Annotated in this window: 13 protein-coding genes and 1 pseudogene; all 14 read right to left on the minus strand. The window is 64.1% G+C overall.

Annotation, left to right across the window (positions count from 1 at the left end; all coding sequences use genetic code 11):
* Nucleotides 1–6: 6 nt before the first annotated feature.
* Nucleotides 7–2,666, minus strand: a pseudogene (locus RHE_RS22355) (FAD-binding and (Fe-S)-binding domain-containing protein); the annotation flags it as partial.
* 128 nt (nt 2,667–2,794) lie between these two features.
* Nucleotides 2,795–4,414 carry a GMC family oxidoreductase gene (locus tag RHE_RS22360; RefSeq protein WP_011427534.1) on the minus strand — a complete coding sequence of 540 codons (1,620 nt, stop codon included), beginning with the start codon at nt 4,412–4,414 and terminating at the stop codon, nt 2,795–2,797.
* A 2-nt stretch (nt 4,415–4,416) separates the two neighbouring features.
* A complete protein-coding gene (locus RHE_RS22365; RefSeq protein ID WP_011427535.1) occupies nt 4,417–5,946 on the minus strand; it encodes an FGGY-family carbohydrate kinase in 1,530 nt (509 codons plus the stop codon).
* Nucleotides 5,947–6,032: 86 nt separating this feature from the next.
* Nucleotides 6,033–6,875, minus strand: coding sequence for a class I fructose-bisphosphate aldolase (locus tag RHE_RS22370; protein WP_042119663.1), 843 nt, complete (start codon nt 6,873–6,875; stop codon nt 6,033–6,035).
* A complete protein-coding gene (locus RHE_RS22375; protein ID WP_011427537.1) occupies nt 6,848–8,596 on the minus strand; it encodes a glycerol-3-phosphate dehydrogenase/oxidase in 1,749 nt (582 codons plus the stop codon). The genes RHE_RS22370 and RHE_RS22375 overlap by 28 nt, the downstream gene beginning before the upstream one ends.
* A gap of 11 nt (nt 8,597–8,607) precedes the next feature.
* Complete coding sequence (locus RHE_RS22380; protein ID WP_011427538.1) at nt 8,608–9,603, minus strand: aldo/keto reductase; 996 nt, start codon at nt 9,601–9,603, stop codon at nt 8,608–8,610.
* The gene (locus tag RHE_RS22385) at nt 9,600–10,607 is read right to left on the minus strand and encodes a sugar-binding transcriptional regulator (RefSeq protein ID WP_011427539.1); all 1,008 of its coding nucleotides are present in this window, start codon (nt 10,605–10,607) and stop codon (nt 9,600–9,602) included. The genes RHE_RS22380 and RHE_RS22385 overlap by 4 nt, the downstream gene beginning before the upstream one ends.
* Before the next feature lies 1 nt (nt 10,608).
* Entirely contained in the window at nt 10,609–11,598 is a 990-nt protein-coding gene (locus RHE_RS22390) for an ABC transporter permease (RefSeq protein ID WP_011427540.1), read from the minus strand.
* A 22-nt stretch (nt 11,599–11,620) separates the two neighbouring features.
* A complete protein-coding gene (locus RHE_RS22395; protein WP_011427541.1) occupies nt 11,621–13,147 on the minus strand; it encodes a sugar ABC transporter ATP-binding protein in 1,527 nt (508 codons plus the stop codon).
* Nucleotides 13,148–13,205: 58 nt separating this feature from the next.
* Nucleotides 13,206–14,234, minus strand: a complete 1,029-nt coding sequence (locus RHE_RS22400) for a substrate-binding domain-containing protein (protein ID WP_042119667.1) — start codon at nt 14,232–14,234, stop codon at nt 13,206–13,208.
* 181 nt (nt 14,235–14,415) lie between these two features.
* Nucleotides 14,416–15,030 (minus strand): thiamine phosphate synthase, encoded by a 615-nt coding sequence (locus RHE_RS22405; protein ID WP_011427543.1) that lies wholly within the window; start codon nt 15,028–15,030, stop codon nt 14,416–14,418.
* Nucleotides 15,027–15,800 carry a thiazole synthase gene (locus tag RHE_RS22410; protein ID WP_011427544.1) on the minus strand — a complete coding sequence of 258 codons (774 nt, stop codon included), beginning with the start codon at nt 15,798–15,800 and terminating at the stop codon, nt 15,027–15,029. Before RHE_RS22410 ends, RHE_RS22405 begins: the two co-directional genes overlap by 4 nt.
* 1 nt (nt 15,801) lies before the next feature.
* On the minus strand, nt 15,802–15,999 hold the full coding sequence (thiS, locus tag RHE_RS22415; RefSeq protein WP_042119669.1) for a sulfur carrier protein ThiS: 198 nt from the start codon (nt 15,997–15,999) through the stop codon (nt 15,802–15,804).
* On the minus strand, nt 15,996–16,979 hold the full coding sequence (gene thiO / locus RHE_RS22420; RefSeq protein WP_011427545.1) for a glycine oxidase ThiO: 984 nt from the start codon (nt 16,977–16,979) through the stop codon (nt 15,996–15,998). The genes thiS and thiO overlap by 4 nt, the downstream gene beginning before the upstream one ends.
* Nucleotide 16,980 lies beyond the last annotated feature (1 nt).

Here is a 16,980-nt window from a genome sequence, read left to right on the forward strand (position 1 = left end):
GGGTTTTCAGCTTAACAGATCCCGGATGACTTCCAGAGGATGGGGGATCGTCCTGCGGTCAATTTCCTTGACCTGCGACCGGCAGGAATAGCCGGTCGCCATGACGACGGTCCCGTCCTCGCCGGCGGCGATCTGTTCTGCCCAGCTCATCGCATAGAGCGTTTCGGAAATCTCTCTGTTGCGGGCTTCGTGGCCGAACGTTCCCGCCATGCCGCAGCAACCCGCATCGGCCACCTGCAGATCGATGCCGAGGGTGCCGAAGACCGCTTTCCACTGCGCAACGGTTGAGGGCATGTTGGTGCGTTCGGTACAGTGCGGCAGAAGCCGGACCGTCGCCACGGCCTGCCGCCCGACCGCCTCGGCCAGGGTCTTGCTGTTTGCGGCCAGCCATTCCTGCGGCAGCAGCACGGTTGCGTGGGATAATCCTTTCGGCAAGGTCTTGTACTCGCTGCGATAGGCGAGGGTCATGGATGGGTCCAGCCCGACAAGCGGCACGCCGATTTTCGCCAAACGATCCAGGGAGCGCGAGGTCGCGACGGCCGTCTTTTCGAAACGGTCGCGATAGCCGTGGACATGCAGCGCTTTTCCGTTGGTGAGCGGCGGCGCGATGAACGGCGACAGGCCGAGCTTGCGGGCGACCTCGATGGCTGCGACGACCACTTTGGGATCGAAATGCGCAGTGAAGGCGTCGGGAATGAAGACGACGGTGCGGCCGCGCGACTCGGGAGACATCTCCATGATCTGCTCCGCGTCGGCGGTCGGAACCCCGAGGCCGGCAGCGGCGACGCCGCCGGCATCTTCGGCAGCGCGGTCAAGCCGGCAAGCTTCATCGCCGCGCGGCCGGCAGCCGTTCCGGCAAGGAGATTGTAGAGAGGACGGATCCGCGCCATCAGCGGCAGAGTCGCCTCGATGCCGGCCACTAGCGGATCTTTCAGCGGCCTGAGGTAGCCGCCGTAATAGAGGTTCGGGAACTTCGAGCGGAACGCCGGGACGCTGACCTTGACCGGACATTGACCGGCGCAGGCCTTGCAGGCGAGGCATGTATCCATGGCCGCCCGCACTTCATGCGAAAAATCGGTCCGATTGGCCGGGTTCAGCGAGTTGAACGCCCTCCTGACAAGCCCGATCGCCTTGTTCGAATTGCGGAGCCGAACCGCTTCCTCGCGGAGGTCGACACCCTGATCGACGAGCAGCCTCAGCCATTCCCGCATCAGGGCGGGGCGTCGTTTCGGCGAGTACACCCGGTTGCGGGTCGCCTTGTAGGACGGGCACATCGGGCTGTTCTCGTCGAAATCGAAACAGGCGCCGTTTCCGTTGCAATTGGCCGCATTGTCGAAGGCTGCGCGGACCTCGTTGCCGATGATCCGGTCGACGCTTCCCCGCAAGGGAACCTCGTCGATCTTCATGAGCGCGCCATCGTCGGGCGCGGCGATCTTGCCCGGATTGAGGCGGTTCTCTGGATCGAACGCCTTCTTGATCTGCTGAAGGCAGGGATAGAGATCGCCGAAGAATTCCGGCACATATTCTGAACGCACACCCTTGCCGTGCTCTCCCCAGAGAACGCCGCCATGCTTGCGGGTAAGCGCCACCACCGCGTCGGTGATTTCCCGGATGAGCGGCACATGGTCGTCCCGCGTCAGGTCGAGGGCCGGCCGCACATGAAGCACGCCCGCATCCACATGCCCGAACATGCCGTAGGAGACGCCGGCAGCATCGAGAAGAGCGCGGAATTCTGGGATATAGGCGGCGGGATTGTCGGGAGGGACGGCGGTATCCTCGACGAAAGCCACCGGGCGCACCGGGCCTTCGACGTTGCCGAGAAGCCCGACGGCGCGCTTGCGCATGCTCCATATCGCCTCGACGTCCGCTTTCTCCTGGGCGATCGTAAGGCCGATGTTGCGGACGACATCGGCGCCGGCCAGCGCCGACGTCACCGCCATGAGCTTCTGTTCCAACTCGACTGGGTCGTCGGCCGGCACCTCGGCGATATTGATGCCGTTGGCGGGGCCGCGCTGGTCGTCCGGGAAAAACCGGGCGATGCCGCTCCACACGATATCGCCCTTGGTAAGGCCAAGCACCCTCTCGTCGATCGTCTCTACTGAGGCGACGTTCAGCGCGGTCAGCGACCTTGCGTCTTCGAGAGCCATGTTGAAGTCGTCGTAGCGGATATTGACCAGCGCCGCACATTTCGGGATCGGCAGAAGGTTGAGCTCGATCTCGGCAATCATCGCCAGTGTGCCTTCCGAGCCGCACATGATCGCATTGAGGTCGAAGCGTCCGTCGTCGCGGCGGATATGCGCAAGGTCGTAACCCGCCATGTAGCGGTTGAGGCGCGGAAAGATTTCCTCGATGCGCGCACGCTCGTCGCGCGCGATCCTGTCGACTGTCCGATGGATCTCCCCGACGCGATCATCGCGAGACTTGATCTTGGCAAGAGACACGTCGTCGAGGGGACGCGACCACCAGTCCGTCGCATCGGTCAGGACCATCCTGAGGCCGAGCACATGGTTGCTGGTCTTGCCGTAGAGGCAGGAGCCCTGGCCGCAGGCATCGGTCGAGACCATGCCGCCGATCGTCGCCCGATTGGAGGTCGAAAGTTCCGGAGCGAAGAACAGGCCATCATCCTCAAGGACGCGATTGAGCTGGTCCTTGACGACGCCGGCCCAGGAGTGCTCCAACGACCTCAGACATGCAGGGTATGGTTCAAAATAACAATGACAGACTCTAATGCCGAGCCACTCTGGCGGGCTCGAGCGACGCGACAGCCGGTTGGTTGCAGGGGGCATGGTCCTTCCTAATCGCCTTTGATGATGGCTTCGGCCGCTTTCTCAGCAATCATGATCACCGGCGAGTTCGTGTTGCCGGAGACGATCGCCGGCATGATGGAAGCGTCGACGACCCGAAGCTTCGCTACGCCGTGCACGCGCAGCCGCGTATCCACCACCGCCATCGGATCATTGCCCATCTTGCAGGTGCCGACGGGATGGAAGATCGTCGTGGCGATGTCGCCGGCACGGCGGATCAGATCGTCGTCGGTCTCGTATTCCCGGCCCGGCAGCATTTCCTGCGGGTTGAAACGTGAAATGGCCCTCGTCTGCATCAGGCTGCGGGCGTGGCGGATGGATTTTGCCGCAAGCAGCCGGTCGCCGGCCGTCGACAGATAGTTCGGGCGGATTTCCGGCGGCTGGCTGGCGTCGCCGGTCGTGACATGCACGGTGCCGCGGCTTTCCGGCCGCAGATTGCAGACGGAAACCGTGACCGCGGGATAGCGGTGCAACGGCTCGCCAAGCCGGTCGGTGCTGAGCGGCTGGACGTGATATTCGAGGTCCGCCGTCGCAACCGCCGGATCGCTTTTGGCGAAGATGCCAAGCTGGCTCGGCGCCATCGAAAGCGGGCCGGACCGGTTGACGGCATATTGCAGCCCCATGCCGGCGCGGCTGAAGAGGTTGTGATAAAGCTGGTTCAGCGTGCGTGCGCCTTCGATCTTGAAGACCGTGCGGATCTGCAGGTGATCCTGGAGATTTTCGCCAACGCCCTTCAGGGGGTGACGAACCTGAATATCAAGGGCCGAAAGAAGCTCCGGCCGGCCGATGCCGGAGAGTTCCAGGATTTTGGGCGAGTTGATGGCACCCGCCGACAACACGACCTCGCGGGCGGCACGAGCGATGCAGAGCCGGCCGCCAAGCCGGAAGCGCACTCCGGAAACCGCCTTGCCGTCGAACTCCAGCCGTTCCGTCTCCGCGCCCGTCAGAACGCGAAGATTCGCGCGCTTCGTCGCCGGCCGCAGAAAGGCTTTCGTCGTGTTCCAGCGCAGTCCGCCCTTCTGGTTGACTTCGAAATAGCCCGAGCCCTCATTGTCGCCATCGTTGAAATCATCAGTCTTCGGGATGCCGAGCTCTTCCGCCGCATCGCGGAAGGCGTCGAGGATCGGCCAGGAAAGGCGCTGGCGCTCGACGCGCCATTCACCGCCGGCGCCATGCATGGCGGATTTGCCGCGGTAATTGTCTTCCGACTTCAGGAAATAGGGTAGAACGTCGTCCCAGCCCCAGCCGGCGTTTCCTGCCTGCCGCCAGCCATCATAATCAGCCGCCTGGCCGCGCATGTAGATCATGCCATTGATCGACGAACAGCCGCCGAGAAGTTTTCCGCGCGGATAGTTCAGTGCGCGGCCATTGAGGCCGGCCTCGGCGGCCGTCTTCATCATCCAGTCGGTGCGCGGATTGCCCATGCAGTAGAGATAGCCGATCGGCACATGGACCCAGTGATAGCGGTCCGTGCCTCCGGCCTCGAGCAGCAGCACGCGATTCCCAGGGTCGGCCGAGAGCCTGTTTGCCAGAACACAGCCGGCGGAGCCGGCGCCGACAATGATGAAATCGTAGCTTCCCTCGTCTATCGGCGTTTCATTGCCTTGCATCGTCACGCTGCAGCTCCCGTCGCGCTAGGTTCGGCTGCCGAAAGCCGCCGCCAGAGCGGCGCCATGGCTTCCGCTATGTCATTATAAAGCGCGTAGCGCCGGTCGTAATGCGCGGCGAGCGCGGCATTCGGCCGATAGTGCCGGTCGAGACGCACCATGGCATCCGCGCCTTCCGTGAAATCGGCAAACAGGCCCACTCCGGTACCTGCCGCGATCGCCGCACCGAGAGCTCCGGTTTCCCTGGAGCTGGCGACAGAAACCGGCACGCCGAGCACATCGGCAAAGATCTGCGGCCAGAGGCGGCTGCGCGATCCGCCGCCGGACAGCACCGCCTGGTCGAACACAGCCCCCGCCTCGCGGAGCGTCTCGACATGGTGGCGGTGGCCGAAAGCAACGCCTTCGAGAAGGGCGCGGATCATGTGTCCCTTCGTGTGCCAGCCGGCAACGCCGTAAAAGCCGGCCCGCGCATGGCCGTCCTGCTGGGCGCCGTAGAGATAGGGATGATAAAGCGGGTCGTCGGCAGCCGGCTGAATTTCCGCCGCCAGCGCGCAGCAGGCGTCGAAGGGCGAGACGCCTTCCGCATGCTCGCCATCGAAAAATTCCCGCACCAGCCATTCGAGATTGGCGGCCGACGTGGCGCTGTTTTCCATCGCCAGGCAGCGGGTGCGGTCGAAGGTCGAGGACATGAAGACAGGCCTGCCGAGATCGGGCCGGTCGATGATGACTTGGTTGATGCTCCAGGTACCGGCGATGATCGAGGCGCTGCCGGTGCGCGAGACGCCCGAACCGAGTGCCGAGGCGACGACGTCGAAGAGCCCGCCGACCACCGGCGTGCCGGCGGCAAGGCCGGTTTCCGCGGCGACCTCTTCCGTCACCCTGCCGGCGATGTCGGCGCTTTCGATCAGCCGCGGCAGCAGGCCCATGCAGTCGCCGAGGCCGTACGCCTCCATCAGCGTGCGGTCATAACGGCGGGCGGCGAAATCGAGCAGTCCGGCCCCCGACATATCCGACATCTCGCTGACCCGCTCGCCGGTCAGCCGGTTGACGACGAAATCCTTGGAGCAGAACACCGTGCCGATGTGTTGGAAAAACTCAGGGCGATACCGTTTCAGCCAGGCGAGCAGCGTCGGTGTCTGCGAGGGCCAGGGCCGTTGGCGGGCGATCGGATAGGTGCGATCGCCGACAGCCTCGGCCGCCCATTTCTCGACGAGCCCGGTCGCCCGCGTATCGAGCGACTGGATGCCGAGGAAGGGTTCGCCATTTCGATCCAGCGCATACAGCCCGTTGCCGTGACCGGCGCAGCCGATTGCGGCGATATCGGCCGCAGCAATGCCTGCCCGGTCGAGGCAGGTGCGGATGACGCGTTTGGCGTTGGCCCAAAGCTCGCCGAGATCCCGCTCGACATGGCCGGGACATGGCATGCGGCTATGCCCCTCCTCTCCCGCATAGGCCACTTCCCGGCCGGCGCGGTCGAAGATCACCGCCTTGATGACGGTGTTGCCGGCATCGAGCCCCAACAGATATTCTCCCATTGCGAACCCCTCCCAAGGTTCTGTCATTGCCTACGCAATTCCAAGGACAAACTGCTTCACGCTTTTCCGGGAATTGCTCCAGCCTCTCAGCCTTGACGGTAGATCGCAACGGCTTCTTCGCCGCTCGCATCCTGGTGGATGATCGCCATCAGCCCACGCACGACGGCGCTCGGGTTGGCATGCTGGTAAATGTTGCGGCCATAGACCATGCCCATCGCACCCTGCCGCATCAAGGCAGTGGATTTGGCAAAGACGGCGGCGAGATCCTCCTTGCCGCCGCCGCGCACCAGCACCGGGCATCGCGCCGCCTCGACCACGCGGTGGAAATCCTCCGCATTCGTCGTCGGATCGGCCTTGACGATATCGGCGCCCATTTCGCGCGCAAGCCGCGTCAAGGTGACGATCTTGTCGGCATCACCATCGACCATGTAGCCGCCGCGCTCGGTGACCGGCTGCATGACCAGCGGTTCGATCATGAGCGGCATGCCGTATTTCTCGCAGTCCGCCCGGACGCGCGAAATGTTCTGCACGCACTGGCGGAAGAGATCGGGCTCATCCGGCAGCATGAACAGATTGACCACTACGCAGGCGGCATCCATCTGCAAGGCGCCGACCAGCGGCTCTGCTTCGTTCTGCAGCACCGCCCACATGTCGCGGTGGCGGATGCGGTTATAAGGATTGCCCATGTCGATGCGCATGACGAGCGCCGGCTTGTCCTTGCCGGGCAGATCCTGCAACAGGTCGGCCTGGCCGTAATTCATCTGGATCGCATCCGGTCTCGCATCGACCAGCGCCTTGACGACCGCGGGCATGTTCTCCAGCCCGTCGAGAAAGGACGGCTCGTTGCAGACGCCGTGATCGATCGCCACATCAAGGCAACGGCCGTTGCCGAACAGCCGGTTCATCCGGACCTTGCGGTTGTCTCGCATAATTCACTCCTTCGTTCGTTCCTTGCGGAAAGGGTTGCTTCGGCGACGCCGTGGCGCTCGCGCATGATGGTGAGAAAGCGGATGCGCTCTTCGGCGGCGCGCTCAGCCGACCAGCCTCTTGCGGCGGCCAGCAGGGCGAGCACGGCGTCAGCCATGTCGAGCGAGAGCTCGCCGGAAATTGCCAGTGTCGTGCGACGCAGCAGCAGGTCGTCGAGATGCTCGACGGCTTCGGCGCCGATCAGATACTGGATTTCGCGAAGGCTGTAGCCGGCATGCGGCAGAGGATGGTCGGGGCCTGCCGCGATGAAGCCGGCGACATGCTCCGCATCGGTCCCATAGCGTTCGAAGAGGATCGCAGCGCGATCGATGGAGATGCCCGTCGACGCCGCAAGGTCACGAACCCAGCCGCCGCCGTCCTTGGGGAAGGCACGCCCGCCGCCAAATGCCCTTTCCGCCGTATCGATGCGCCGCGGCCAACCGAGCCGTTCCAGCACCATATCGGCCGCCAGCTCACCGAAGGAGCGGAACGTCGTCCACTTGCCGCCGATCATGCAGAGCACCGGCGGGCCGTCCTCATGGCCTTCAATCACGGTGCAGAAATGATCGCGCGGGATCCGTCCGGTAAAGCTGTCCTTACTGGCGGGCAGCGGGCGCACGCCGGCGAACTGGAAAACAATCTCTTCCGGCCGGATGCCAATGCCGGGCAGCACGAAGGCAAGCGATTGCAGGATATAGTCGCGCTCGTCGGGCTCGCAGCGTACGGTGCCGGGGTCATCAACGCGAATGTCCGTCGAGCCGACCAGCACCTTGCCGAGATAGGGAAAGAGGATGCAGATGCGCCCATCCTCGTTCTCGTAATAGATCATGTGGCCGTCGAGCATGTCGCGGAGCGCGGGATTGTCGATGATGAGGTGCGACCCCTTGGTGCCGCCCATCAGGGGTTCAGGCCGTGTGCCTTCGGAAAACAGCGATCCATTCGCGATGTCGATCCAGCCCCCCGTTGCGTTGACGACCAGCCGCGGCTGGATGCGAAACGTCTCCCCGGCGACGCCGTCGCAGAGCTGAAAGTCCCCCGCCCCAGCCTGCGCAATCGTCGCATAGTTCAAGGCCCGGGCATTCGGACCGGCAGACAGGCCGTCGCGCAGCAATTCGATTCCGATCCGCTCCGGATGGCTCACCCAGGCGTCGTAATAGGTTGCGGAACTGCGGATCCCGGGATTGAGCGCCGGCCATTTTGAGAGCGTCGCCCGGCGTCCGCGGAACTGGTGGCGGGGCATCAGCGCGCGTTTGCGCGTCAGGAAATCGTAGATGGCGAGCCCGGTCTTGATGGCCACGGCGCCGCGGCGGCTCGGACGGCGGGTGAGACCGAGGAAGCGCACGATGCCGTTGGCAAGGCCGGAGAAGATGTCGAAAACAGGCACCGTCGTCGGCAGAGGCGCGACATAATGGGGAGCGTTGCGCAGCAGCCGGTCGCGCTCGAAGAGCGATTCCTGCACAAGGCTGAATTCGCCATTCTCCAGATAGCGCAGGCCGCCATGGACCATGCGCGAGAGGGCAGCACTCGCACCGGAGCAATAGTCACCCTGCTCGACGAGCAGCACGTTCACGCCTTGCAGCGCCAGCTCGCGGAACACGCTGAGCCCGTTGATGCCGCCGCCGAGGACGCAAACGTCCACCTTCGGGCTTTGGCGAAGCCCGTCCATTGTTTCCACACGGTTCATGATGGCTTCCGTTATCCGTCCATGGTGGCCAGCTGCGCCGATATGGCGGTGTCGATGGCCGCGAGATCGGCGGTTGAAAGGCGAAGCGTTCCGGCCCGCGCATTGTCGAGCGCCTGCGCCGGGTTTCGCGCGCCGCAAAGCGCGAAGGTTACGCCGGGCTGCGCCAGCGTCCAAGCGATCACCGTCTGCGCGATGCTGGCGCCGTGGCGCTCCGCGACAGGCCGGATCGCCTGGGCAAAATCCTTGGCCTTGCGGCGGTTGGCGACGGAAAAGCGCGGATTGTCCTTGCGCTGGTCGTCGCCGGAAAACACGCGCTCAGGCCCGATGGCGCCGGAAAGCAGGCCGAGCGCCAGTGAGGAATAGCTGAGCGTCGACACGCCGTTGGCGATGGTGAGCGGTAGCAGGTCCGTCTCGATCTGGCGATCGATCATGCTGAACCGCTCCTGGATCGCATCGAGCGAGCCGGTCTCGATATATTGTTCGAGTTCCGACCGGTTGACGTTGCTGGCGCCGATCGCGCGGATCTTCCCGGCCTGTTTCAGCTCTTCCAGCGCCGCAACGGTCTCCTCGATCGGCGTCGTCGGGTCCTGCCAGTGGGTGATGTAGAGGTCGATATAGTCAGTGCCGAGGCGGCGCAGGCTTTCCTCCACCTCGTGAACGATCGAATCCCGCCCGAGATGGCGGTGCACCGGCTTGCCGTCCTGGTCGAAGAAATGGTTGCCCTTCTGCGTATGCCACACCAGCCCGCATTTGGTGGCGATCACCGCCTTGTCGCGGCGTCCTGCGAGCGCCTTGCCAACAATTTCTTCGGATCGGCCTAGGCCGTAGGCCGGCGCCGTGTCGATGAGGGTGACGCCGGCATCGAGCGAAGCCTGGATCGCGGCGATGGATTGCGCCTCGTCCGTGCCACCCCACATCCAGCCGCCGATCGCCCAGGTGCCGAGGCCGACGGCCGAGGCCTTGACGCCGGAGCGGCCGATTTCACGGGTCAACTGTTCGCCGCTCATGCGGAAAATCCTTCCTCGGATGCGAGTTCAAGAATGCGCGCACCCGCCGCCTCGTCGGTGACGAGCGTATCGAGATGATTGCCGCGCAGGATGCTGAGGATCGGCCCGGCTTTGTTCGGGCCGCTCGCGACGCCGATCTTCGTCGGGATCGAGGCGAATTCCGGCAGCGTCAGCGAAACCAGGGACCGGTTCAAGCTGTAGTCGCAGACGCGGCCGCGATCGTCGAGCAAATGGGCGAGCAGTTCGCAGCTGGCGCCCGAACGCTCGATCGCCGCGCGATCGGTGCTGGAGGAAGGGTGCAGGTCGTAATAGCTCGAATCATCGGTCAGGATCGAGCCGATGCCGACCACCGCCACCTTGGCCTCGCGCGCCCGCCGGAAGACGTCGGCGACGGAGCGCATGTTGATCAGCATCGACCGCTGCTCGGCATCATCGGCAAAGAGCGGCGCATGGATCTGGTAGGAACGCCCGCCAAGCCGGTCGGCCATCAGGGTCGAGACGTGGTTGACGTCGGTATAGTGTTTGCCCTGCACACAGCCGGTGGCCGGGATGACCTCGACATCGAAGCGGCGCGGCGCCTGGAGGCCGGCGACGACGGCGCTGACGCCCTTGCCGCCGGTGATGCAGATCGTGTCGCCATCGGCGATTTCTTCGAGCAGCAGGCGGGCTGCCGCCTCGCCGACCGCCTGCAGCGCGGTCTGCGGATTGTCTGAGACGGTCGGGACCACGACCGCGCGGCTGATGCCGCCGAGCGCCAGAAGCCGCTCCTCCATGTCGACAAGCGGTTCGATCGGCGACTTAATCTTGATTTCGACCAGGCCGAGCTGACGGCCCCGCTTGATGAGGCGGTTGACGGTGGCGTGCGAGATTCCGAGCTGATCGGCGATCTGCGCCTGCGTCAGCCCCTCCAGAAAATGCAGGACGAGCGCCTGGTGCATCTGGCGGGCGATGACGATTTCTTCGCGCGGGGCTGTCGTCCTGGGTTTCAGTTTGGCGATCGGCATGTCAGGCGGCCTTCCGCTTGTGCAGGAAATGGTCGATGGATACGGCGGCAAGCAGGATGCATCCTTTGATCATGTCCTGCCAATAGACGGAAACATTTAGCAGGATCAGCGACGAGGTGACGAGGGAAAGAAGCGCGATGCCGAGAATGGCGCCGAGGATGGTTCCCGAGCCGCCGTTCAGCGAGGCTCCGCCGATCACCGCGGCGGCGATGATGTTCAGCTCCATGCCGACGCCGAACGTGGGCGTCGCCGCCCCGAAGCGGGACATGTAGATGACACCGGCGACGCCGGCGAGCGTCGAGCAGAGCACCGTCACCCAGAACTTCACCTGGTTCGTCTTGATGCCGGAATAGAGCGCCGCCTTTTCATTGCTGCCGGTGTAGAACACCTTGCGGAAGGCGGTCGCCCGGCGCAGCAGGAAATCGAACAGCATGACGACGGCGACGAAGATCAGGATGACATAGGGAATGCCGTAGAACGTGCCCTGCCCCACCGCCTTGAAGCCGGCCGGCAGCGTGAAGAGCGAGAGCGGCGTGCCCTTGGTGATGATGAGGCAGAGACCGCGCACGATCACCATGCCCGCCAGCGACGTAATGAAGTGGTTGAGCCCGACGACGGTCACGAAGAAACCCATGATGGCGCCGATGGCGCTGCTGGCAAGAATGCCGGCAAGCGAGGCCGTCCACGGATCGAGCCCGGCGAGAAAGAGCGAGCCCGAAAGCACCATTGCGAAGCAGACGACGGAGCCGACCGCAAGATCGATGCCGCCGACGATGAGCAGGATCGTCATGCCGACGACGACGATGCCCTCCACGGAAAAGCTCATCAGCATGGCGCGGAAATTGCCGAGCGTCAGGAAGTGCGGCGAGGCGAAGCTCATGACGATGCCGAGCGCCAGGATGATCGCGATCAGCCCCGCCTCGCGCATCGTGGCGATGCGTTTGAAGGACGACGTCCTGGGCAGGCCTGCCGCCATCGTGTCGATTGCCATTTCCCTCTCTCCCATGTTCTCTTCACGCGGCATGGTCTGCCGCCCTTGCGCTGCCCATGCCGGAGGCAAGGCGGATCACGGCCTCCTCCGACATCTCGTCGGCACTGAGCTCTCCCGCGATGCGCCCTTCGCGGACGACCAGCAGACGGTCTGAAAGGCCGAGAAGCTCCGGCATTTCCGACGAGATGACGATGATGCCGATGCCCGCGCTTGCTAGCTCGCGCAGCACGCGGTGGATCTCCGCCTTCGCGCCGACATCGATGCCGCGCGTGGGCTCGTCCATCAGGATGACTTTCGGCTTTACCGCGAGCTGCTTGGCGATCGCCACCTTCTGCTGGTTGCCGCCGGAAAGCGATTTCACCGGCGCCTCGATGCCGCTCATGCGCACGGCCAACCGCCGGGCGAAGTCGTCCGCCAGCGCGGCCTCCGCGCGGCCGTTCAGCAGGCCGACCGCATTGGTGAGCGCCTTCAGATCCAGCACCGATATGTTCTGCGCGATGGACATTTCAAGAAAGATGCCCGACCCCTTGCGGTCCTCGGACAGGTAGACGATGCCGGCTTTCACCGCATCCGAATAGGCGCGGATCGGTTGGGCCGCGCCGTGCAGGCGCACCGTGCCTGCCGTGCGCGGCCGCAATCCGCAGATGCCTTCGGCGATTTCCGTGCGGCCGGAGCCGATGAGGCCGCCGATGCCGAGGATCTCGCCCTTGCGCAGGCCGAAGGTGACGTCGTGAAAACGCGCCCCGTCACTGATGCCGTCGACCTCGAGAATGATCCCGCCTGACCTTTCGTCGGCACCGAGCTTGTCGGGATAGAGCTGCGTGATCTCGCGGCCGACCATGCGGCGCACCACGTCATCCGGCGTCAGGTCGGCAAGGCGATCGGTGCAAACGTAGCGGCCGTCACGGAACACGGTAACCCGGTCGCAGAGGCTGAAGATTTCCGCCATGCGGTGGCTGATATAGATGATCGAAATGCCGTTCGCCTTGAGATCGCGGATGATCGAGAAGAGCTGTTGCGCCTCGGTCTCGGTCAGGGCAGCCGTCGGTTCGTCGAGGATCAGCACGCGGCAGTCGAGCGTCAGCGCCTTGGCGATCTCGACGAGCTGCTGGCTTGATATCGGCAGGTCGGCGACCCTACGGCGGACATCGATTGCGGCAAGCCGGTTCATCACCGCCTGGGCATCGCGCTCCAGCCTGCGATAGTTCATGAGCGGCGCCCGACGGCGATTGGTCGCCGCCATGAACATGTTTTCGGCAACCGTGGCATCGGGGCAGAGTGCGATTTCCTGGTGCACCAGGCCGATGCCGAGATACTGGGCGGCGGCGGGAGAGGAAATGCGCACAGCCTTGCCGTCGACACGGATTTCGCCTTCGGTCGGCTGCAGCACGCCGGCGATGATGTTCATCAGCGTCGACTTGCCGGCGCCATTCTCGCCGCAAAGCGCATGGACTTCACCGCGCTCTAGGGTGAAGTCGACATCCCTCAACGCCTTCACCGCCCCGAAATGCTTGGTGACGCCATGAATGGTGAGCACGGGCTCCGCCATATCTCCCCTCCCTCTCAATCTCGGCCATCCGCACCGAACGGATGGCCCTTTCGGGGTCTTATTCCTCGATGCCCTTGGTGCCGCGATGCTTCAGGTACTTGTCCCAGTAGAAGTCATCGGCATTTGCGGCGGTCACGATGGAGAGGCCGTTGTCGACGACCGGGATGCTCATCGGGTTGAAGCCCGAGCGTTTGGCGTCGTTCATCGGGTCGATCAGTTCCGGGTGCTTGGCAAGCCACAGCAGCATGAAGCCCATGTAACCCTGCATGCCCTGGTTGGGGTTGATCGAGCCGAAGACTTCGCCGGCCTTGATCATGTCGAGGATGTTGGCATTGACGTCGGCGCACATGACGAGGACCTTGCCGCCGGTTTCCTTGTTGGCCTGCGCCGCGCCGATCGCGGAGTTCGCTTCCGGCATGAAGACCGCCCCAAGGTTCGGGTTGGCCTGGATGAGGCTGGAAAGACCCTGATAGGCCCTGGTCGGATCCTGGTTGGACGCGGCGCGGCCGACGAGCTTCATATTCGGCCACTTCTCTTCCATGCGGGCGATAAAGGCGGCGATGCGCTTGTCGTGGTTGTCTTGGCCGGGGTTTTCCAGAACGGCATATTCGCCCTTGCCGCCCATCTTCTCGGCGATCGCGTCGGCGGCATAGGTGCCTTCGCGAGTATTGTCCGAGGTGATGAAGGAGACGCGCTTGGACAGCGGTGAGTCGGCGGCGAAGGTGACGACTGCCGTGCCTTGGTCGATGGCGCGGTTGATCGGCTCGATGAACGGGTCGGAGTTCATCGGGTGAACGAGAATGCCGGCCGGCTTTTGCGCCAGCGCCTGGTCGAAGGTGGCGATCTGCTTATTGACGTCATATTCCGGCGTGCCGGTATATTCCGTTTCGCAACCGAGTTGTTGCCCCGCCTGCTTGAACATCTCGTAAACCGGGAACCAATATTCGACCCCCGAAACCATGACGTTCATGACGTATTTTTCGCCCGGCTTGCAGCGGAACGGGTTTTCCGTCCCCGCGCTTGCGGCGCCGGCGATAAACGTTGCAGCAAAAACCGCCATCGCGGTCGTGGTGAGTAAAGTGCGCAAGAGTCCTCCTTGAGGCCGAAGCCTCTCCCAAAAGCCCGAGGGCGCCGAAAGGCGCCGCTGATCACATTGAAGTCCGGACTGCCTCCTCGACGTCCGGTATGGGCAGCTAAGCCTAAAGCTCGAGGTCTGTCAATATAATTCACGTATTGAAATATATTTCACAGGGGCGCGGTGCGGCGTCTTACCCGACAGATCGCCAAGGCGCGGTCGCCGCCAGCCACTGTCGGGTGCGGGCCTCCGGATCCGGGTTGCGGGTGATATCAGTGACTACGGCAGCGCTATCGGCGCCGTTTTCCAATACCAGCGGCGCCCGTTCGGCGGTGATCCCGCCAATGGCAACGAGCGGCATGGGTCCGACACGCCGCCGCCAGTCCGCAAGGCGTTCGACGCCTTGCGGCGCCCATTTCATTTCCTTGAGGATCGTGGGCCAGACCGGCCCAAGGGCAACATAGTCCGGCGCGGCGGCCAGCGCGGTTTCTAGTTCTGATGGATCGTGCGTGGAAAGGCCGAGCTTCAGGCCGGCGCGGCGAATGGCAGCCAGATCGGCAGCCATCAGGTCTTCCTGCCCGAGATGAATGAAATCGCATCCCTCGTCGATCGCCAGCCTCCAGTAATCGTTGATGATCAATTGGCAGGCCGCTGCCGCGCAGGCGGCTTTCGCACGCCGGATCTCCTCGCGAAGCACTGGCTCCGGCCGGTCCTTGATGCGCAGCTGGACGAGTTTGACGCCGAGCGGCACGAGACGCTCGACCCAGTCGGCGCTGTCGACAATGAGATAGAAGGGATCGAGCCTCATGAAAAGACAGCCTTTCCGATGACGGGAGTGGAAGGAACGGCCATATCGCGCGGCTCCAACGGCACGGCGCTATGCGCAATGCGGCCGGCATCGATGGCAAGCGCGAAGGCCTCGGCCATGGCGGCGGGATCACCAGCGCCGGCAACGGCGGTGTTGAGAAGTACGGCATCATAGCCGTATTCCATGACAGCGGCGGCGTGAGACGGGCGGCCGACGCCGGCATCGACGATGAGCGGCACATCCGGAAAATGTGCTCGGAATGCCCGTAGCGCCATCGGGTTTACCGGTCCCATCGCGGAGCCGATCGGCGCACACCAAGGCATCAGAACGCGGCAACCGGCATCCAGCAGCTTTTCGGCGACGACAAGATCGTCGGTCGTATAGGGGAAGACCTGAAAGCCCTCGCCCGACAGAATGCGGGCCGCCTCGACAAGTCCGAATACGTCGGGCTGCAGCGTATCGTGATGACCGATCACCTCGAGCTTGATCCAGTCGGTGCGGAAGACGTCGCGCGCCAACTTTGCCGTCAGCACCGCCTCCTGTACGCTGTGGCATCCGGCCGTATTCGGCAACACGCGCACGCCAAGCTCGCGAATCAGCTCGAAGAAGGCGCCGCCCGCCTTGCCGCCGGCCGCCTCGCGCCGCAGCGAGACGGTGACGATCTCCGTCTTCGCGCGTCTCACGGCTTCTGCAAGGACAGCGGGAGACGGATAGCGTGCGGTGCCAAGCAGCAGCCTTGAGCCAACTTCAACATCGTAAAGTTTCAGCATCTCAGCCTCCTTGCATGGGTGAGAGAATTTCAATGCGGTCGCGTTCGCCGAGCCGGAAATCGGCGCGGTCCTCGCGGTGCACCAGTTCACCGTTCACCGCAGTTGCGATCCAGCTGCCTTCGTAGTCCAACGCGAGAAGCAGATCTGCAAGCGTCGCGGCTGCGACCTCCTGTTCCTCGCCATTGATGATGAAGGTCATGAGGCCCTCCTTTCCGGTTGTCCCTGTTCTGTAAGAAGACGACGCGCGACCTCGCCGGCCATGGCCGGCGCCAGTAGAAAGCCGTGGCGGTAGAGGCCGTTGACATGGAGGGTGCGTCCCTCCTGTGTCACACGCGGCAGATTGTCGGGATAAGCGGGCCGCACGCCTGCGCCGGTTTCCGTCACCCGTGCCTCCCCGAAGGCAGGATGCATCGCATAGGCGGCATTCAGCAACTCCATCAGCGAACGGGCGGTAATCGGGCCGCCATCATCGCTTTCGATCATCGTTGCCCCGACCATGAAGCGGTTTTTGTCGCGCGGTACGATGTAGATCGGGTGGCGCGGATGCAGCAGGCGGACAGGACGGGAGAGGCTGACTTCGGTTGTTTCGACGCAGAGCATCTCGCCTCGAACGCCGCGCAGTCCGGGCAGCCGGCCTATCTGGGCGGCACCCGTGCAGTCGACCACCCGGTCATGATCAACGTCCGATTCGCCGACGACGCCCAACGTCAGTCGCATTCGGGCATCCTCAAGTCCTGCGGCCAGTGCCGCGAGCGCCTGCCGCGGATCGAGATGCGCTTCCTGCCGGAAGAACAGCGCCCTGCGGAAACGGCCAGCGAGATCCGGTTCGAGGGCTGCGATTGCCACCTCGTCCAGCCATTCCCATCCGCTTGTGCGGCGGGAAAAGCGGTCGAGTTCTCCGGTATCGCGTCCGCCCGCCACGACAAGTGTTCCCCGGCGATGGACGTGGCCCGGCAATGCCGCTTCCCACCAGTCCGCGGCAAGGCGACCGAGCGTCAGCACCGGTTCTTCCGCGCTTTCCCGCTCGCACCACGGCGCCAGCATGCCGCCGGCAAAGCCGGAGGCCCCGGCGCCGACCGTGCCGGCCCGCTCCGCAAGGGTGACGCGGAAGCCGTGGCGGTACAGCTGCCAGGCCACGGTGAGGCCGGCAACGCCGGCCCCGTTGACGAGAATGCGCATC

Origin of the sequence: Rhizobium etli CFN 42 (assembly GCF_000092045.1) — a bacterium.
Taxonomy (GTDB): Bacteria; Pseudomonadota; Alphaproteobacteria; order Rhizobiales; family Rhizobiaceae; genus Rhizobium; species Rhizobium etli.

What these genes read in the sequence shown, in the direction of transcription:
- RHE_RS22360 (WP_011427534.1), bottom strand. Translation starts at nt 4,414, where the DNA reads ATGCAAGGCAATGAAACGCCGATAGACGAGGGAAGCTACGATTTCATC.
- RHE_RS22365 (WP_011427535.1), bottom strand. Translation starts at nt 5,946, where the DNA reads ATGGGAGAATATCTGTTGGGGCTCGATGCCGGCAACACCGTCATCAAG.
- RHE_RS22370 (WP_042119663.1), bottom strand. Translation starts at nt 6,875, where the DNA reads ATGCGAGACAACCGCAAGGTCCGGATGAACCGGCTGTTCGGCAACGGC.
- RHE_RS22375 (WP_011427537.1), bottom strand. Translation starts at nt 8,596, where the DNA reads ATGAACCGTGTGGAAACAATGGACGGGCTTCGCCAAAGCCCGAAGGTG.
- RHE_RS22380 (WP_011427538.1), bottom strand. Translation starts at nt 9,603, where the DNA reads ATGAGCGGCGAACAGTTGACCCGTGAAATCGGCCGCTCCGGCGTCAAG.
- RHE_RS22385 (WP_011427539.1), bottom strand. Translation starts at nt 10,607, where the DNA reads ATGCCGATCGCCAAACTGAAACCCAGGACGACAGCCCCGCGCGAAGAA.
- RHE_RS22390 (WP_011427540.1), bottom strand. Translation starts at nt 11,598, where the DNA reads ATGGCAATCGACACGATGGCGGCAGGCCTGCCCAGGACGTCGTCCTTC.
- RHE_RS22395 (WP_011427541.1), bottom strand. Translation starts at nt 13,147, where the DNA reads ATGGCGGAGCCCGTGCTCACCATTCATGGCGTCACCAAGCATTTCGGG.
- RHE_RS22405 (WP_011427543.1), bottom strand. Translation starts at nt 15,030, where the DNA reads ATGAGGCTCGATCCCTTCTATCTCATTGTCGACAGCGCCGACTGGGTC.
- RHE_RS22410 (WP_011427544.1), bottom strand. Translation starts at nt 15,800, where the DNA reads ATGCTGAAACTTTACGATGTTGAAGTTGGCTCAAGGCTGCTGCTTGGC.
- thiS (WP_042119669.1), bottom strand. Translation starts at nt 15,999, where the DNA reads ATGACCTTCATCATCAATGGCGAGGAACAGGAGGTCGCAGCCGCGACG.
- thiO (WP_011427545.1), bottom strand. Translation starts at nt 16,979, where the DNA reads ATGCGCATTCTCGTCAACGGGGCCGGCGTTGCCGGCCTCACCGTGGCC.